Here is a 15,372-nt window from a genome sequence, read left to right on the forward strand (position 1 = left end):
GGCCTGCACCGGCCCGCCCCTCAACCACACGCGGCCGCCGCGCCGAGGCGCTGCGGCCGAAGTCCTTCCGGCGCGCTGCGGCACCCCGGCCCGCGCACCGCCCGACGGGGGCGGCGCGTCAACTGAAACAACGACAAGCCGGGGCAACCGGCACGACCGCACCGGACCCTACGGCATTCTCCCGGTCCGGCAGGCGGCCCGTCGAATCGCCCACACTCCGAGCCGGGCCGGGTTGCGTCGCGTCAGGAGGGCGACAAACCGACCGGATCGGGCGGGCTGCCGGACGCCGCCAGCGTCCCGGACGCCACACTACCGGCCCGGCGGCGCCGCCTCTCGAATCAGTGTCCGGATGCGACCTGGATCACCGCTTCGCGGCGGCGCGCACCCGTGGCCCGCGCCGCGGCGCCCCCGCCTCCGGCGGCGGAACCCTCACCGGATTCGCCAGCGGGCCACCGCCGGCGGCACCGCGCCTTCACACGATCTGCTCACCCCAGAGCAGCAGCACGCCGGCGGCGCCCGCCCCGAGCCGCAGGCCCGCGCCTGCGCCCGCGCCCGCCGGATCGGCCGGCGCGGCCTCCAGCGGCGTGGACTGCAGCAACGCGCCGTCCGCGCGGTAGCCGGCCTCGGCGATGGCGCGGCGGAGCTCCTCCGCCTCGGCGAACGCCCGGGCCACCGCCACGAAGCGCTCGGGGCGGCGGGCGAGGGCGGCACGCACCACGGCCGGGCCGCCCGCCTCGACGACGACGGCGTCCGGCTCCGGAAGGCCGCCGAGCACCTCGGGGCCGCCGCCGTGGACGGTCTCCACCTCGACGCCGTAGCGGCGGGCGTTGACGGCCAGCCGGGCGCAGGCCGAGCGGTCGGCCTCGACGGCGACCACGGCCGCGCCGAACCGGGCCGCCTCGACCGCGAGGGCCCCGCTGCCGGCGCCGACCGACCAGACCAGGTCGCCCGGCCGGGCACCCAGACGGGCCAGCACCAGGGCGCGGACGTGCGCCGGGAGCGTGTCGGATGCGCCGGGCGCGCCCGGCGCATCCGACACGCTCCCGGCGCCCGCGTATGCCTCCGCGGGGAGCGCCCAGCCGCGCTCCGGGCCGGGGTAGCCCACCGGGCGCCCGGCCAGCCAGCCTGCGGCCTCGGAGACCGCGCCGTTCTGCGGGCCGCCGCTGTTGCCGCCGATCACCAGCACCACGTTGGGGTCGCGCCAGTCGTGGTCGGCGACCCGGTCGGAGGTGAGGACGGTGACGTCCTCCTCGTCGGTGCCGAGCGCCTCGCAGACGACGAAGGTGCGGTGCACCCCGCGGAGCATCAGCGCCAGCTCGATCGGCCCGGCGCCGGGCGCGGTGAGCACGGCGACCTTCTGGTGGGCCCGGCAGATGTTGGCCGCGCGGCGCAGCCGGCCGCCGTGCGCGCTGACCACCTGGGCGTCCTCCCAGGGCATGCCCGCGCGGGCGAAGGCGGCGGCGACCGAGGAGACCGCGGGCAGGACCTCCAGTTCGAGGCCGTACTCGGGGCGGCGCAGGGTGCGGACGACGCCGAAGAAGCCGGGGTCGCCCTCGGCGACGACGACGGCGGCACCGCGGTGTTCGGCGATCCGCCGGGCGGCGAGCTGGACGTTGCCGAGGACGAGCCGTTCGGCGGCGGCGGGGACCGGGAGGGCGTTGAGCTGGTAGGGCGCGCCGGCCACCAGGGTCGCGGCGGCGAGGGCCGCGCCGGCGGCCTCGGTCAGCGGGGTGCCGTCCCACCCGATGACCGTGATCCGGTCAGCCATCTGCGGCCGTTCTCCCTCGCCTCGGTGCGCCGACATGCTGCGCCCGCGTACGGCGCCGGAGGAGAGGTTACCGGGTGTGATCCCCGCCGCGCCGACATCTCGCACACATGTCCGGCGCACGCCGGCGCGCGGGCGGGCCGGCGGGCCCGGTACGGCTCGGCGGGCCGGCGACTCGGCAGCGGCGCCGCCCGGCGGTCGCCCGGCCGCAGCCGCGGCGGGCGGGTCAGTCGCGCAGGACGTACCGGTGGTGGTCGCCGTGCCAGCCGATCTCCCGGTCGGCCGGCTGCTCCAGGTCCTCCGGCAGGAGGCTCCACAGGATGAGGTCGCTGCGGTTCTCTCCCCCGGTCCGGCGGGCGGCCGGTGCGCCCATCGCCTCGCCGGCCTCGCCGCGCACTATCCAGGCGCTGCGCAGCACGCCCTCGCTGATGCCGCCGATCTTCTGGGCGACCTGCTGGGCGGCGGTGTTGCCGGCGGCGGTGCGCATCTCCAGGCGCAGGAAGCCGCGGTCCTCGAAGAGCCACTGCGCGACGCCGAGGACGGCCTCCGGCGCGTAGCCCTCGCCACGCGCCCAGGCGGCGGTGACGTAGGCGATCTCGGTGGAGCGCAGCCGCCAGTCGGTGTTCCGCAGTTCTACCAGGCCGACCAGGCGCTGGGTCAGGTGCTCGACGACGGCGAAGACGATGCCGCGGCCGGCCGCGCGGTGGTCGGGGGCGAGGGTGCGGGCGAGCTCGCGCGCGTGGGCCTCGGTGAAGGGCTGCGGCTGGTCCGTCCAGGCCAGGACGAGGTCGTCGGCCATCATCGCGACCAGGCCGGGGGAGTCGTGCTCCGCAAGGGGGCGCAGCAGCAGCCGCTCGGTGCTGATGGCGGTCTCGGGGAAGCTCGCTGCCATGCCGTCTCTCCTCGCCGGGTCGTGGACACACCGTACGCCTCGCCGGTGCCCCCGGTGCCACGCGGTGCGCGGACCGGACGACGGTACGTCAGAACACGGTCTGTCAGGGCGTCACTCGTGCATACTGCCCGACCGGGCCCCCGCCGAGATGCGGCGGGGGCCCGGTCGAAGGACGTGCGGGTGCGCGGTGCGCGATCGCGGGTCCGGTCAGAAGGCCGGGACGACGGAGCCCTGGAAGTTGTCGTCGATGAACTTCTTGACCTCGGCGGAGTGCAGCAGCTCGGCGAGCTTCTTGACCCGCGGGTCGTTCTCCTTGCCCTTCTTGACGGCGAGGATGTTGGCGTACGGGTTGCCCTCGGCCTTCTCCAGGACGATCGCGTCGGTGGCCGGCTTGAGGCCGGAGTCGAGCGCGTAGTTGCCGTTGATGACGGCGGCGTCCAGGTCGGAGACGGAGCGGGGCAGCTGGGCGGCCTCCAGCTCCTTCCACTTGAGGTTCTTGGGGTTGGCGGTGATGTCGGCCGGGGTGGCCGCGGTGCCGGCGCCCTCCTTGAGGGTGATCAGCTTGTTGTCGGCGAGCAGCTTGAGCGCGCGGCCCTCGTTGGTGGCGTCGTTGGGCAGGCCGATGGTGGCGCCGTCGGGGATCTCGGTGACGGACTTGACCTTCTTGGAGTAGACGCCCAGCGGCTCCAGGTGCACCGGCTCGACGGAGACGATGGTGGTGCCGTGCTTCTTGTTGAAGTCCTCCAGGTACGGGACGTGCTGGAAGTAGTTGGCGTCGGCCGAGCCGTCCTGCACCGCGGTGTTGGGGGTCACGTAGTCGGTGACCTCCTTGATGTCGAGCTTGAGGCCGGCCTTCTCCGCCAGGTTGTCCTTGACGTACTTGAGGATCTGGCCGTGCGGGGTGGGGCTGGCGGCGACGGTGAGCGGCGCGTTCGGGTCGGAGGAACCGGACGAGCCGGAGCTGCCGCAGGCGGCCAGGGAGAGGGCGACGCCGGCGGTGGCGAGGACGCTGGTGAACTTCAGGGCGTTGCGCACGAAAAGTGCCTTTCTGCATGGTGCGGGGAGCCGCGGCCCGGGCCGGGCGCGGGAGGTCCGGGGGTGACGAGGCCTAGGAAGTGACGAGGTCCTCGTCGAGCGCCGCCGCGCGGGGGCGGCGCCCGCGGAGCAGCCGGGTGCGGCCGCCGCCGCTGCCGCGGCGGGAGAGGCGGCGGACGGCGTAGTCGCCGATCAGCTGGACGACGGTGACGATGATCGCCAGCTCCGCGACGATGACCCACATGAAGGCGGTCTCGAAGCGCAGGTAGCCGTAGGTGATGGCGAGGTTGCCGAGGCCGCCGCCGCCGACGGTGCCGGCCATCGCGGAGTAGCTGATCAGCGTGATGACCGTGGTGGTGAGCGAGGCGGTGAGGCCGGGCAGGGCCTCCGGGATCAGCGTCTTGCGGACGATGGTCCAGGTGTTGCCGCCCATGGCGCGGACCGCCTCGATCAGGCCGCCGTCCACCTCGCGCACGGAGGTCTCGACCAGGCGGGCGAAGAACGGGATGGCGCCGATGGTGAGCGGGACGGTGGCCGCCTGCCAGCCCAGGGAGGTGCCGACGATCAGCTTGGTGAAGGAGAACAGCGCGACCATCAGGACCAGGAACGGCAGCGAGCGCGCGATGTTCACGACGGTGCCGATCACCCGGTTGACCAGGGCGTTCTCCAGTGCGCCGCCCTTGGCGGTGAGCACCAGCAGGATGCCGAGCGGGAGGCCGAACAGCACGCTGCCGAGGGTGGAGACGCCGACCATCTGGAAGGTCTCCCAGGTGGCGGGCCACAACAGTGCCTGCATCTGGTCCCAGGTCATGCCGCCGCTCCGCTCGTCTTGTCGTTGCCGTCCGCCTCGATCACGTCCACCTGCAGGCCCTGCTCGCGCAGGAAGCCGATCGGCACCACGTTGTCCGCGCGGCTGCCGGGCAGTTCGACCCGCATCCGGCCGACCATCCGGCCGGCGATGGTCTCGACGGCCGCGCCGAGGATGTTGATGTCGATCTGGTAGGTGCGGGCGAGCTGGGAGACGAAGGGCCGGGCGGAGGTGTCGCCCTGGAAGGTGATCTCCAGCACGGTGGCCCCGGGGCGGCCGGTGCCGAACTCGCTGAGCGGGAAGAGCTCGCGGGCCAGCTCGGAGCCGGGCCTGGCGAGCAGGTCGGTGAGCTCGCCGGACTCGACCACCTTGCCGCCGCGCATCAGGGCGGCGGAGTCGCAGACGGACTTGATGACGTCCATCTCGTGGGTGATCAGCAGGACGGTGAGGCCGAGCTGCTGGTTGAGGTCGCGCAGCAGCTTGAGGATGGAGCGGGTGGTCTCGGGGTCGAGCGCGGAGGTGGCCTCGTCGGAGAGCAGCACCTTGGGGTCGCCGGCGAGGGCGCGGGCGATGCCGACGCGCTGCTTCTGGCCGCCGGAGAGCTGGCTCGGGTAGCTGCGGGCCTTGTCGGCGAGGCCGACCAGGTCGAGCAGTTCGGCGGCCTTGCGGCGGCGCTCGGTGCGGTCCAGGCCGATGATCTCCAGCGGGAGTTCGACGTTGTCCTGCACGGTGCGGGAGGACAGCAGGTTGAAGTGCTGGAAGACCATGCCGATGCGGCGGCGGGCCTCGCGCAGTTCGCGGCCGGCGCGGTTCTCTCCGCCGGGGAGCGCGGTGAGTTCGACGCCGTCCACCGTGACGGTGCCGGAGCTGGGGCGCTCCAGCATGTTGACGCAGCGGATGAGGGTGGACTTGCCGGCACCGCTGGTGCCGACGACTCCGTAGACCTCGCCCGGTCGGACGTGGAGGTCGACGCCGGCGAGGGCGGTCACCTCGCGGCCGCGGGAGCGGTAGACCTTGGTGAGGTCCGTGGTGGTGATCACAGCTGTTTCCGTTGGTCGGGGGCGGGCGGCGTGCGGCCGCCGGACCGGGTTGCGGTCGACGGCGAGGACGGCGTTGCGCCGGAGGACGCAATGCGTCAGGGGATCCGGACCTGCCACCCCTTGATCGCCACCGCCGGACGGGCGGGCCGCACGACGGCGCGGCCCCGACGGGTCGTCAGGAAGCGCCACCGGCCCGTGGACGGGCAGGCGGGGGGAGTGGGGTTGCGTTGGCCGGCAGGCGTGGCGCTCACGCGGGGCGCGGGCGGCGGGGTCTCGCTTCGGGGCGCGAGGAGAGAGGCGGTGGCCCTCAGCAGTGACACATTCGACGACACATGGCACGCTCACCTGCCGGCAGGGTGCCGGTGGGGGTGCAGTTCGTCGTCGCAGTCATGTGAGCCAGTAAATCAGATGGGCGGATTTGCGCCCAATTCTCGGCGTCCGGCGTCCGCAATGCGGACACACACCGCCGCCACCTGCAACGATACGGCCCGGCACCGCCCCCGGAACGTCCGGATGATGGCGGCGCCGGGCCGGGTGGGACGGCCGAGCGGGGTCAGGCGGTGGCGGCGAGCGGGGCCGCGGCGGGCTTCTCCAGGTGGACCAGGGTGAGCCGTCCGCTGATCTGCTCGACGGCGGTCTGCCGGTAGCCCTGGCGGGCGTAGAGGCGCAGGTTGCCGAGGCTGCGGTGGCCGGTGAAGAGGCGGAAGGCGGTCAGCGGGCGGCCGTCCTCGGCGAGGCGGCGCTCCAGCGCCTCCAGCAGGCGCCCGCCGAGGCCGTGCCGCTGCATCCGGGGATGGACCACCAGACGCCCTATCCGGGCGACGCCGTCGGCGCCGATCCGGCCGCGGACGGTGCCGACCACCTCGTCGCCGAGCCGGGCGACGAGGAACTGCTGCTCGGCCAGTTCGGCGCGCAGGCTCTCCAGGCTCTGCGTCAGCGGGTCCAGGGTCCAGTCGCCGTACAGCTCGGCCTCGCCCTGGTAGCCGAGGTACTGGAGCTTGAGGATCTGCTCGGCGTCCTCGGCGGCGGCCGCCGAGATGATCACGCTCATGCCCATGTGCTGGGGCCTCCCCATCGTCGTGCCCGGCGCGCGGATGTGAGGGTGTCGCACCGGATGCCCTGCCGGAGGTGTCCCGGCCGGGGATCGGCCCTGGCCGGGGGTGGCGCACGAACGTACCAGCCGCGGGGCCCTGGTGGGGCCGACGGCGCCGGCAGCGCGTTCACGCTCAGTATCCGAGTGCTCGCTCCGCCGTCAAGAGCTACGTTCGCCAGCGCTCTACCCGTGTGTCAGCTGCTCTCAACCTCCCGGCCGCCGGACGTGGCGAGGGTCACGTCGCCCCGGCGGCGAGGGGCCGCGGCTCGGCGGGCACGCGTCGGGTGGGCCTCGGGCGCGACGGATCAGGCGTAGCGCTCGGCGTGGAGGAGGACGCGCAGGCAGGCGAGGCAGCGGGCGCGGGTGGGGCCGATGGAGCCGCGCGGCATGCCGAGGCGCTCGGCGATCTCCCGGTAGGTGGGCGGCGGGTCCTCGGCGAGGGCCGCGACCAGTTCGGGACAGCGGCCAGGCAGGGCGGCCACCGCCTCGCGGACGAGGCGGCGTCGGAGCTCGGCGAACACCTCGTCCTCGGCGGAGCGGACGGAGGGAAGGTTGGTGCACATACCGTGATGACCGGGCGCGGGCGGGACCGGTTACGGACGGGCGGTGGCGTGCACGCGGGAGGGGCGCGGCGGTCGGCCCGCCGCGCCCCTCCCCCGGATGCCGACGGCGGGTCAGCCCCGGGCCCACTCCTGCTGGACGGCCAGGTCGGCCTTGACCTCGGCGAGCTGGACGGCGACCGCCGAGGGGGCGGTGCCGCCGCGCCCGTTGCGCGAGGCGATCGCGCCGTGGACGCTGAGCACCGAGCGCACCTCGGGCTTCAGGTGCTCGGAGATGGCGGCGAACTGCTCGTCCGTCAGGTCGCCCAGCTCGATGCCCTGCTGCTCGCAGACCTTGACGCAGGCGCCGGCCACCTCGTGCGCGACGCGGAACGGCACGCCCTGCTTGACCAGCCACTCGGCGATGTCGGTGGCGAGCGAGAAGCCGGCCGGGGCGAGCTCCTCCAGCCGCTCCCGGTGCACGGTGAGGGTGGCCATCATGCCGGTGAAGGCGGGCAGCAGCACCTCCAGCGTGTCGCAGGAGTCGAAGACCGGCTCCTTGTCCTCCTGGAGGTCCCGGTTGTAGGCGAGCGGCAGCGCCTTGAGGGTGGCGAGCAGCCCGGTCAGGTTGCCGATCAGGCGGCCGGACTTGCCGCGGGCCAGCTCGGCGATGTCCGGGTTCTTCTTCTGCGGCATGATCGAGGAGCCGGTGGAGAAGGCGTCGTGCAGCGTGATGAAGCCGAACTCCTTGGTGTTCCAGATGATCACCTCCTCCGCGATCCGGGAGAGGTTGATCCCGATCATCGCGGTGACGAAGGCGAACTCGGCGACGAAGTCGCGCGAGGCCGTGCCGTCGATGGAGTTGCCGACCGAGCCGCCCTCGAAGCCGAGGTCCGCCGCGACGGCCTGCGGGTCGAGGCCGAGCGAGGAGCCGGCCAGGGCGCCGGAGCCGTAGGGCGAGACGGCGGTGCGGGCGTCCCACTGGCGCAGCCGCTCGGCGTCCCGGCCGAGGGCCTGCACGTGCGCGAGGACGTGGTGGGCGAAGAGGACCGGCTGGGCGTGCTGGAGGTGCGTGCGGCCCGGCATGGCGGTGTCGGGGTGCGCTTCGGCCAGGCCGACCAGGGCGTGCTGGAGGTCGAGCACCAGGGCGCCGATGATCCTGGCGTGGTCCCGCAGGTACATCCGGAACAGGGTGGCGATCTGGTCGTTGCGCGAGCGGCCGGCCCGGAGCTTGCCGCCGAGGTCGGCGCCGAGCCGCTCCAGCAGGCCGCGCTCCAGCGCGGTGTGGACGTCCTCGTCGGCGACGGTGCCGGTGAAGGTTCCGGCCTCGACGTCGGCGAGCAGCTGGTCCAGCCCGGCGAGCATCGCGTCGAGCTCGGCGTCGCCGAGCAGGCCGGCCCGGTGCAGGACGCGGGCGTGGGCCTTGGAGCCGGCGATGTCGTAGGGCGCCAGGCGCCAGTCGAAGTGCACCGACGCGGAGAGCCTGGCCAGCGCCTCGGACGGGCCGTCGGCGAAGCGCGCGCCCCAGAGGCGCAGCTCAGGACTGTTACTGGCGGCGGTCCGGTCGGCAGGCATCGCTTGGGCTCCTTGCGCGTGGGGGGGTTGGTGGGGGTGGGCCCCGGCCGTGGTGTGGTTCGGCCGGGGCCCGGGACGGGCTGATCAGGCCAGGTCGCGCCGGGCCGCGATCTTCGAGGAGAGGCCGAAGATCTCGATGAAGCCCTTGGACATCGACTGGTCGAAGGTGTCGCCCGTGTCGTAGGTGGCGAGGTTGAAGTCGTACAGCGACTGGTCCGACCTGCGGCCGTTGACGACGGCCCGGCCGCCGTGCAGGACCATCCGGATGTCGCCGGAGACGTGCTGGTTGGCCTCGTTGACGAAGCCGTCCAGGGCGCGCTTGAGCGGGGAGAACCAGAGGCCGTCGTAGACCAGCTCGGCCCAGCGCTGCTCGACCTGCCGCTTGTAGCGGGCGAGTTCGCGCTCGACGGTGACGTTCTCCAGGGCCTGGTGGGCGGTGATCAGGGCGATCGCGCCGGGGGCCTCGTAGATCTCCCGGGACTTGATGCCGACCAGCCGGTCCTCGACCATGTCGAGGCGGCCGACGCCCTGGGCACCGGCCCGCCGGTTCAGCTCCTCGATGGCCTGCAGGACGGTGACCTTGCGGCCGTCGACGGCGACCGGGACGCCGGCCTCGAAGGTGATGACCACCTCGTCGGCCTCGCGCGGGACGGCCGGGTCCTGGGTGTACTCGTAGACGTCCTCGATCGGGGCGTTCCAGATGTCCTCCAGGAAGCCGGTCTCGACGGCGCGTCCGAAGACGTTCTGGTCGATCGAGTACGGCGACTTCTTGGTGGTGGCGATCGGCAGGCCCTTGGACTCGGCGAAGGCGATCGCCTTGTCGCGGGTCATCGCGTAGTCGCGGACCGGGGCGATGCACTTCAGGCCGGGGGCGAGGGAGTTGATGCCGACCTCGAAGCGGACCTGGTCGTTGCCCTTGCCGGTGCAGCCGTGGGCGACCGTGGTGGCGCCGTGCTTCTGCGCGGCGGCGACCAGGTGCTTGACGATGACCGGCCGGGACAGGGCGGACACCAGGGGGTACTCGCCCTGGTAGAGGGCGTTGGCCTTGAGGGCCGGGAGGCAGTACTCGTCGGCGAACTCCTCGCGGGCGTCCGCGACCTCGGCCTCGACGGCACCGCAGTCCAGCGCGCGCTGGCGGATGACGTCCAGGTCCTCGCCGCCCTGGCCGACGTCGACGGCGACGGCGATGACCTCGGCGCCCGTCTCCTCGGCGATCCAGCCGATGCAGACGGACGTGTCCAGACCGCCCGAGTAGGCGAGTACGACGCGCTCGGTCACGGCTTTCTCCTTCACAACTGTGCGAACAGGCTTACGGCGATAGGCATAAGTATGCACTACTCCGTATGAATCTCAAAACCCGAACCGCGGCGGCCGCCGGAGCGGGTCCGGGACGGCCCCGGGAACGGAGCGGAGCCGGCTGCGGAAAACGGCCGTGGGCCCGGCTCCGGCCCCCGAGGGGACCGGAGCCGGGCCCACGCGGGGACGGGCTGTTCGGTCTGGTACTCCTTGCGCCCCGGCCGGGGCCGACGGCTCCGGTCCCGGCGCCCCGGGCGCCCGGGGAGCGCTACTGCGCCTTGGCCTGGGCGAGTTGCATCAGGTGGTCGGCGAGCGCCTGCCCGCCGACCGGGTCACGGCTGATCAGCAGGACGGTGTCGTCCCCGGCGATGGTGCCGATGATCTCGAAGACCTCGGCCTGGTCGATCGCCGAGGCGAGGAACTGCGCCGCGCCCGGCGGGGTGCGCAGCACCACGAGGTTGCCGGACGCGGTGGCGGAGACCATGAGCTCGCCGGCCAGCCGGGCCATCCGGCCCTCGGTGGCCGACTCCCCCATCGGTGCCCGCGGCGTGCGGTCGCCGCCCTCGGCGGGGACGGCGTAGATCAGCGCGCCGTCCCGGTTGCGGATCTTCACCGCGCCCAGCTCGTCCAGGTCCCGGGAGAGGGTGGCCTGGGTGACCACCAGTCCGTCATCGGCGAGCAGCTTGGCGAGCTGGCTCTGCGAACGCACGGGCTGGCGGGTGAGCAGGTCCACGATCCGCCGGTGGCGCGCGGTGCGGGTCTGCGGGACCTGCGGCGTCGGGCCGGCGGGGGACTGGCCGGAGTTGGGAACGGTCATGTGATTATTCTCCCGGACTACGCTCGAATCGCATCGGCCGGGGCGTTCTCCCGCACCGTCCGGAGGATCTCCGGCAGCGCGGCCAGGAAGGCGTCCGCCTCCTGCTCGGTGAGCACCAGCGGCGGGGCGAGCCGCACGGCGTCCGGGACGGCGGCGTTCACCAGGAAGCCGGCCTCCTGGGCGACGGCCTGCACCGCGGCCGAGACCGGCTCGGTGAGCACGATGCCGAGCAGCAGCCCGGCGCCGCGCACGTGCGAGACCAGCGGGTCGCCGATCGCCTCGATGCCCGTGCGCAGCCGCTCGCCGAGCTTGCGGGTGTGCTCCAGCAGGCCCTCGGACTCGATGGTGTCGAGCACCGCCAGGGCCGCGGCGGCGACCACCGGGTTGCCGCCGAAGGTGGTGCCGTGCTGGCCGGGGGTCAGCAGGTCGGCGGCCTCCCCGAAGGCGAGGACGGCACCGATCGGCAGCCCGCCGCCGAGCGCCTTGGCGAGGGTGACCACGTCCGGGTCGACGCCCTCGAAGGCCTGGTGGGCGAACCAGTGGCCGGTGCGGCCGATGCCGGTCTGGATCTCGTCCAGGATCAGCAGGGTGCCGGTGGCCCGGGTGATCTCACGGGCGGCCCGGAGGTAGCCGTCGGGCAGCGGGATCGCACCGTTCTCGCCCTGGATCGGCTCCAGGAAGACGGCGGCGGTCTCGGTGGTGACGGCGGCGCGCAGCGCCTCGACGTCGCCGAACGGGACGTGCGTCACGTCGCCGGGCAGCGGCAGGAACGGGGCCTGCTTGGCGGGCTGGCCGGTGAGCGCGAGGGCGCCCATGGTCCGGCCGTGGAAGCCGCCCTCCAGCGCCACGAGGTGGGTGCGGCCGGTCCGCCGGCTGATCTTGAACGCGGCCTCGTTGGCCTCGGCGCCGGAGTTGCAGAAGAACACCCGGCCGGCCCGGCCGGAGAGCGCGATCAGCCGCTCGGCCAGGGCGATGGTCGGCTCGGCCATGAAGAGGTTGGAGACGTGGCCGAGGCCGGCGATCTGCCGGGTGACGGCCTCGACGACGGCCGGGTGGGCGGTGCCGAGGGCGTTGACGGCGATCCCGCCGAGCAGGTCGGTGTACTCCTTGCCGTCGGCGTCCCAGAGCTTCGCGCCCGCACCGCGGACCAGCGGGATCCGCGGGGTTCCGTAGTTGTCGGTGAAGACGTGCTGCCACCGGTCGGTGAGCTGGTCGTTCGTCGTCATGCGAGTCCCCCGGTCACGGTCGGTTCGTCGTCCGGCACGACCATCGTGCCGATGCCCTCGTCGGTGAAGATCTCCAGCAGCAGGCTGTGCTGCACCCGGCCGTCCAGGACGCGGGCGGTGCCGACGCCGGAGCGGACGGCGCGCAGGCAGCCCTCCATCTTGGGGAGCATGCCGCTGGCGAGGCCCGGCAGCAGCTCGTCCAGCTCGCTCGCGCCGAGCTGGCTGATCACGTCGTCGGAGTTCGGCCAGTCCTTGTAGAGGCCCTCGACGTCGGTGAGGATCACGAGCATCTCGGCGCCGAGCGCGACCGCGAGGGCGGAGGCGGCGGTGTCGGCGTTGATGTTGTAGACGTGGCCGTCGGCGCCGCGGGCGATCGAGGAGATCACCGGGATGCGACCGTCGGCGATGAGCGCCTTCACCGCGCCGGCCTCGATGTTGACGATGTCGCCGACCAGGCCGATGTCGACCTGCTCGCCGTCGACGACCGCGTAGCGCTTGACCGCGGTCATGGTGTGGGCGTCCTCGCCGGTCATGCCGACCGCGAACGGGCCGTGCTCGTTGAGCAGGCCGACCAGCTCGCGCTGGACCTGGCCGGCCAGCACCATCCGGACCACGTCCATGGTCTCGGGGGTGGTGACCCGCAGACCGTTGGTGAAGTTGGATTCCAGGCCCAGCTTGTCCAGTTGGGCGCTGATCTGCGGGCCGCCGCCGTGCACCACGACGGGGTGCAGGCCGGCGTAGCGCAGGAAGACCACGTCCTGGGCGAAGGCCGCCTTGAGGCTGTCGTCGACCATGGCGTTGCCGCCGAACTTGATCACGACGGTCTTGCCGTGGAAGCGCTCCAGCCACGGCAGCGCCTCGATGAGGGTCAGGGCCTTGGGCAACGCGGTGTTGTTGCGGGCCTGTTCGCCCTTGGGTGCGATCTGCACGGGTGTCCCTTGTCGGATCCGGCTTCAGGTGGGGTGAGCGGTCGGGTGGCGCCGGTGCTCAGGTGGAGTAGGCGCTGTTCTCGTGCACGTAGTCGGCGGTGAGGTCGTTGGTCCACAGGGTGGCGGTGGCCCCGCCAGCGTTGAGCCGGGCGGTGATGACGATCTCGCGGCCGGTCATGTCGACCAGGTCGCGGTCCTCCCCCACGCCGCCGTCCCGGCAGACCCAGACGCCGTTGATGGCCACGTCGAGGCGGTTCGGGTCGAACGCGGCGGTGGTGGTGCCGATGGCGGCCAGCACCCGGCCCCAGTTCGGGTCCTCGCCGTGGAGGGCGCACTTGAGCAGGTTGTTGCGGCCGATGACCCGGGCGACGTCGACGGCCTCCTCCTCGGTGGCGGCGTCGGTGACGTCGATCCGGATCTCCTTGCTCGCGCCCTCGGCGTCGCCGATCAGCTGACGGGCGAGGTCGGCGCAGACGGTGCGGACGGCCTCGTCGAACTCCGCCCGGTCGGGGGCGGTCCCGGAGGCGGCGGAGGCGAGCAGCAGCACCGTGTCGTTGGTGGACATGCAGCCGTCGGAGTCGATCCGGTCGAAGGTGGTGCGGGTGGCGCCGCGCAGCGCCTCGTCCAGCGCCGGGGCGTCGAGGTCGGCGTCGGTGGTGAGGACGACCAGCATCGTGGCGAGGCTCGGCGCGAGCATGCCGGCGCCCTTGGCCATGCCGCCGACCGTCCAGCCGGCCGGGCTGGTGACCTGGGCGGTCTTGTGGACGGTGTCGGTGGTCTTGATGGCGATCGCGGCGGCCTCGCCGCCGGTGGCGCTGAGCTCGGCGGCGGCGGTGGCGACGCCGGGCAGCAGGACGTCCATCGGCAGCCGGACGCCGATCAGGCCGGTGGACGCGACGGCGACCTCGCCGGCGTTGAGCTTCAGCTCCTCGGCGACCTTCTCGGCGGTGGCGTGGGTGTCCTGGAAGCCGAGCGGGCCGGTGCAGGCGTTGGCGCCACCGGAGTTGAGGACGACGGCGGAGACCAGTCCGCCCTTGAGGACCTGCTCGGACCAGAGGACGGGGGCGGCCTTGACCCGGTTGGCGGTGAAGACGCCGGCGGCGGCGAGCGAGGGGCCGTCGTTGACGACCAGCGCGAGGTCCGGGGTGCCGGAGGCCTTGATGCCGGCGGTGATCCCGGCGGCGCGGAAGCCCTTGGCGGCCGTCACTCCGAGGTTCTGATCGTCGGTCACGGTGCGACTCCGTTCACGGGAAGGCCGAGCTCCTCGGGGAGGCCGAGGGCGATGTTCATGCTCTGCACCGCGCCGCCGGCGGTGCCCTTGACCAGGTTGTCGATCGCGCTGATCGCGACGATCCGCCCGGCGGTCTCGTCCAGGGCGACCTGGACGAGGGCGGCGTTGGAGCCGTAGACGCTGCTGGTCTGCGGCCAGTGCCCCTCGGGCAGCAGGTGGACGAAGGGCTCGCCGGCGAACGCCTCGGCGTAGGCGGCGCGCAGGCTCTCGCCGGTCACGCCGGGCCGGGCCTTGGCGGAGCAGGTGGCGAGGATGCCGCGCGGCATCGGGACGAGGGTGGGGGTGAAGGAGACGGTGACCGGCTCCCCGGCGAGCGGGGTGAGGTTCTGCGACATCTCCGGGGTGTGCCGGTGGACGCCGCCGACGCCGTAGGCGCTGACGCTGCCCATGACCTCGCTGCCGAGCAGGTGGGTCTTGGCGGCCTTGCCGGCGCCGGAGGTGCCGGAGGCGGCGACGATGACGGCCTCGGGCTCGGCGAGCTGCGCGGCGTAGGCCGGGAAGAGCGCGAGCGAGACGGCGGTCGGGTAGCAGCCGGGGACGGCGATCCGGTTGACGCCCTTGAGCGCGGTGCGGTGGCCGGGCAGTTCGGGCAGGCCGTAGGGCCAGGTGCCGGCGTGCGCCGAGCCGTAGAACTGCTCCCAGTCGGCGGCGGCCCTGAGCCGGAAGTCGGCGCCGCAGTCCACGACCAGCACGTTCTGGCCGAGGGCCTCGGCCACCGCGGCGGACTGGCCGTGCGGCAGCGCGAGGAACACCACGTCGTGGTCGGCCAGCACCTCGGGGGTGGTCGGCTCCAGGACGCGGTCGGCCAGCGGGATCAGGTGCGGCTGCAGGGCGCCGAGCCTGGTGCCCGCGTTCGAGCCGCCCGTGAGCGCACCGATCTCCACCTCCGGGTGGCCGAGCAGCAGACGCAGCACCTCGCCGCCCGCGTAACCGCTCGCACCGGCGACGGCGACTCGCAATGCCATGGCATTCCTCCTTGGTCGTGGCATGAATATACGCAGTGCGGAACATTCATGCAAGGAGTATGCGACGAACCCCACCGGCCCGGCAGTCGCCGAGCGAGCCG

The 15,372-nt window shown here is 73.3% G+C and carries 14 protein-coding genes; all 14 read right to left on the reverse strand.

What is annotated here, in order from left to right; genetic code table 11:
- Window positions 1–472: 472 nt before the first annotated feature.
- Window positions 473–1,768, reverse strand: coding sequence for a precorrin-6y C5,15-methyltransferase (decarboxylating) subunit CbiE (gene cbiE / locus RMN57_RS09540; RefSeq protein WP_313762959.1), 1,296 nt, complete (start codon window positions 1,766–1,768; stop codon window positions 473–475).
- Window positions 1,769–1,991: 223 nt separating this feature from the next.
- Window positions 1,992–2,657 (reverse strand): GNAT family N-acetyltransferase, encoded by a 666-nt coding sequence (locus RMN57_RS09545; RefSeq protein WP_313762960.1) that lies wholly within the window; start codon window positions 2,655–2,657, stop codon window positions 1,992–1,994.
- A gap of 207 nt (window positions 2,658–2,864) precedes the next feature.
- Window positions 2,865–3,692 (reverse strand): MetQ/NlpA family ABC transporter substrate-binding protein, encoded by an 828-nt coding sequence (locus RMN57_RS09550; protein ID WP_313762961.1) that lies wholly within the window; start codon window positions 3,690–3,692, stop codon window positions 2,865–2,867.
- Between the two features lie 73 nt (window positions 3,693–3,765).
- On the reverse strand, window positions 3,766–4,503 hold the full coding sequence (locus RMN57_RS09555) for a methionine ABC transporter permease (protein ID WP_313762962.1): 738 nt from the start codon (window positions 4,501–4,503) through the stop codon (window positions 3,766–3,768).
- Entirely contained in the window at window positions 4,500–5,540 is a 1,041-nt protein-coding gene (locus RMN57_RS09560) for an ATP-binding cassette domain-containing protein (protein WP_313762963.1), read from the reverse strand. Before RMN57_RS09560 ends, RMN57_RS09555 begins: the two co-directional genes overlap by 4 nt.
- Before the next feature lie 553 nt (window positions 5,541–6,093).
- Window positions 6,094–6,597: a GNAT family N-acetyltransferase gene (locus RMN57_RS09565; protein ID WP_313762964.1), complete on the reverse strand. Its 504-nt coding sequence runs from the start codon at window positions 6,595–6,597 to the stop codon at window positions 6,094–6,096.
- Window positions 6,598–6,938: 341 nt separating this feature from the next.
- Window positions 6,939–7,196 (reverse strand): hypothetical protein, encoded by a 258-nt coding sequence (locus RMN57_RS09570; RefSeq protein ID WP_313762965.1) that lies wholly within the window; start codon window positions 7,194–7,196, stop codon window positions 6,939–6,941.
- Window positions 7,197–7,307: 111 nt separating this feature from the next.
- A complete protein-coding gene (argH, locus tag RMN57_RS09575) occupies window positions 7,308–8,747 on the reverse strand; it encodes an argininosuccinate lyase (RefSeq protein WP_313762966.1) in 1,440 nt (479 codons plus the stop codon).
- Window positions 8,748–8,831: 84 nt separating this feature from the next.
- On the reverse strand, window positions 8,832–10,025 hold the full coding sequence (locus RMN57_RS09580) for an argininosuccinate synthase (protein ID WP_313762967.1): 1,194 nt from the start codon (window positions 10,023–10,025) through the stop codon (window positions 8,832–8,834).
- Between the two features lie 286 nt (window positions 10,026–10,311).
- Window positions 10,312–10,860: an arginine repressor gene (locus tag RMN57_RS09585; RefSeq protein WP_313762968.1), complete on the reverse strand. Its 549-nt coding sequence runs from the start codon at window positions 10,858–10,860 to the stop codon at window positions 10,312–10,314.
- Between the two features lie 17 nt (window positions 10,861–10,877).
- Window positions 10,878–12,086, reverse strand: coding sequence for an acetylornithine transaminase (locus RMN57_RS09590; protein WP_313762969.1), 1,209 nt, complete (start codon window positions 12,084–12,086; stop codon window positions 10,878–10,880).
- On the reverse strand, window positions 12,083–13,015 hold the full coding sequence (gene argB / locus RMN57_RS09595) for an acetylglutamate kinase (protein WP_313762970.1): 933 nt from the start codon (window positions 13,013–13,015) through the stop codon (window positions 12,083–12,085). Before argB ends, RMN57_RS09590 begins: the two co-directional genes overlap by 4 nt.
- Window positions 13,016–13,073: 58 nt before the next feature.
- The gene (gene argJ, locus RMN57_RS09600; protein ID WP_313762971.1) at window positions 13,074–14,246 is read right to left on the reverse strand and encodes a bifunctional glutamate N-acetyltransferase/amino-acid acetyltransferase ArgJ; all 1,173 of its coding nucleotides are present in this window, start codon (window positions 14,244–14,246) and stop codon (window positions 13,074–13,076) included.
- The gene (gene argC, locus RMN57_RS09605) at window positions 14,243–15,271 is read right to left on the reverse strand and encodes an N-acetyl-gamma-glutamyl-phosphate reductase (protein WP_313762972.1); all 1,029 of its coding nucleotides are present in this window, start codon (window positions 15,269–15,271) and stop codon (window positions 14,243–14,245) included. Before argC ends, argJ begins: the two co-directional genes overlap by 4 nt.
- Between the last annotated feature and the right edge of the window lie 101 nt (window positions 15,272–15,372).

This window comes from Kitasatospora sp. CM 4170 (assembly GCF_032110285.1).
Lineage (GTDB): Bacteria > Actinomycetota > Actinomycetes > Streptomycetales > Streptomycetaceae > Kitasatospora > Kitasatospora aburaviensis.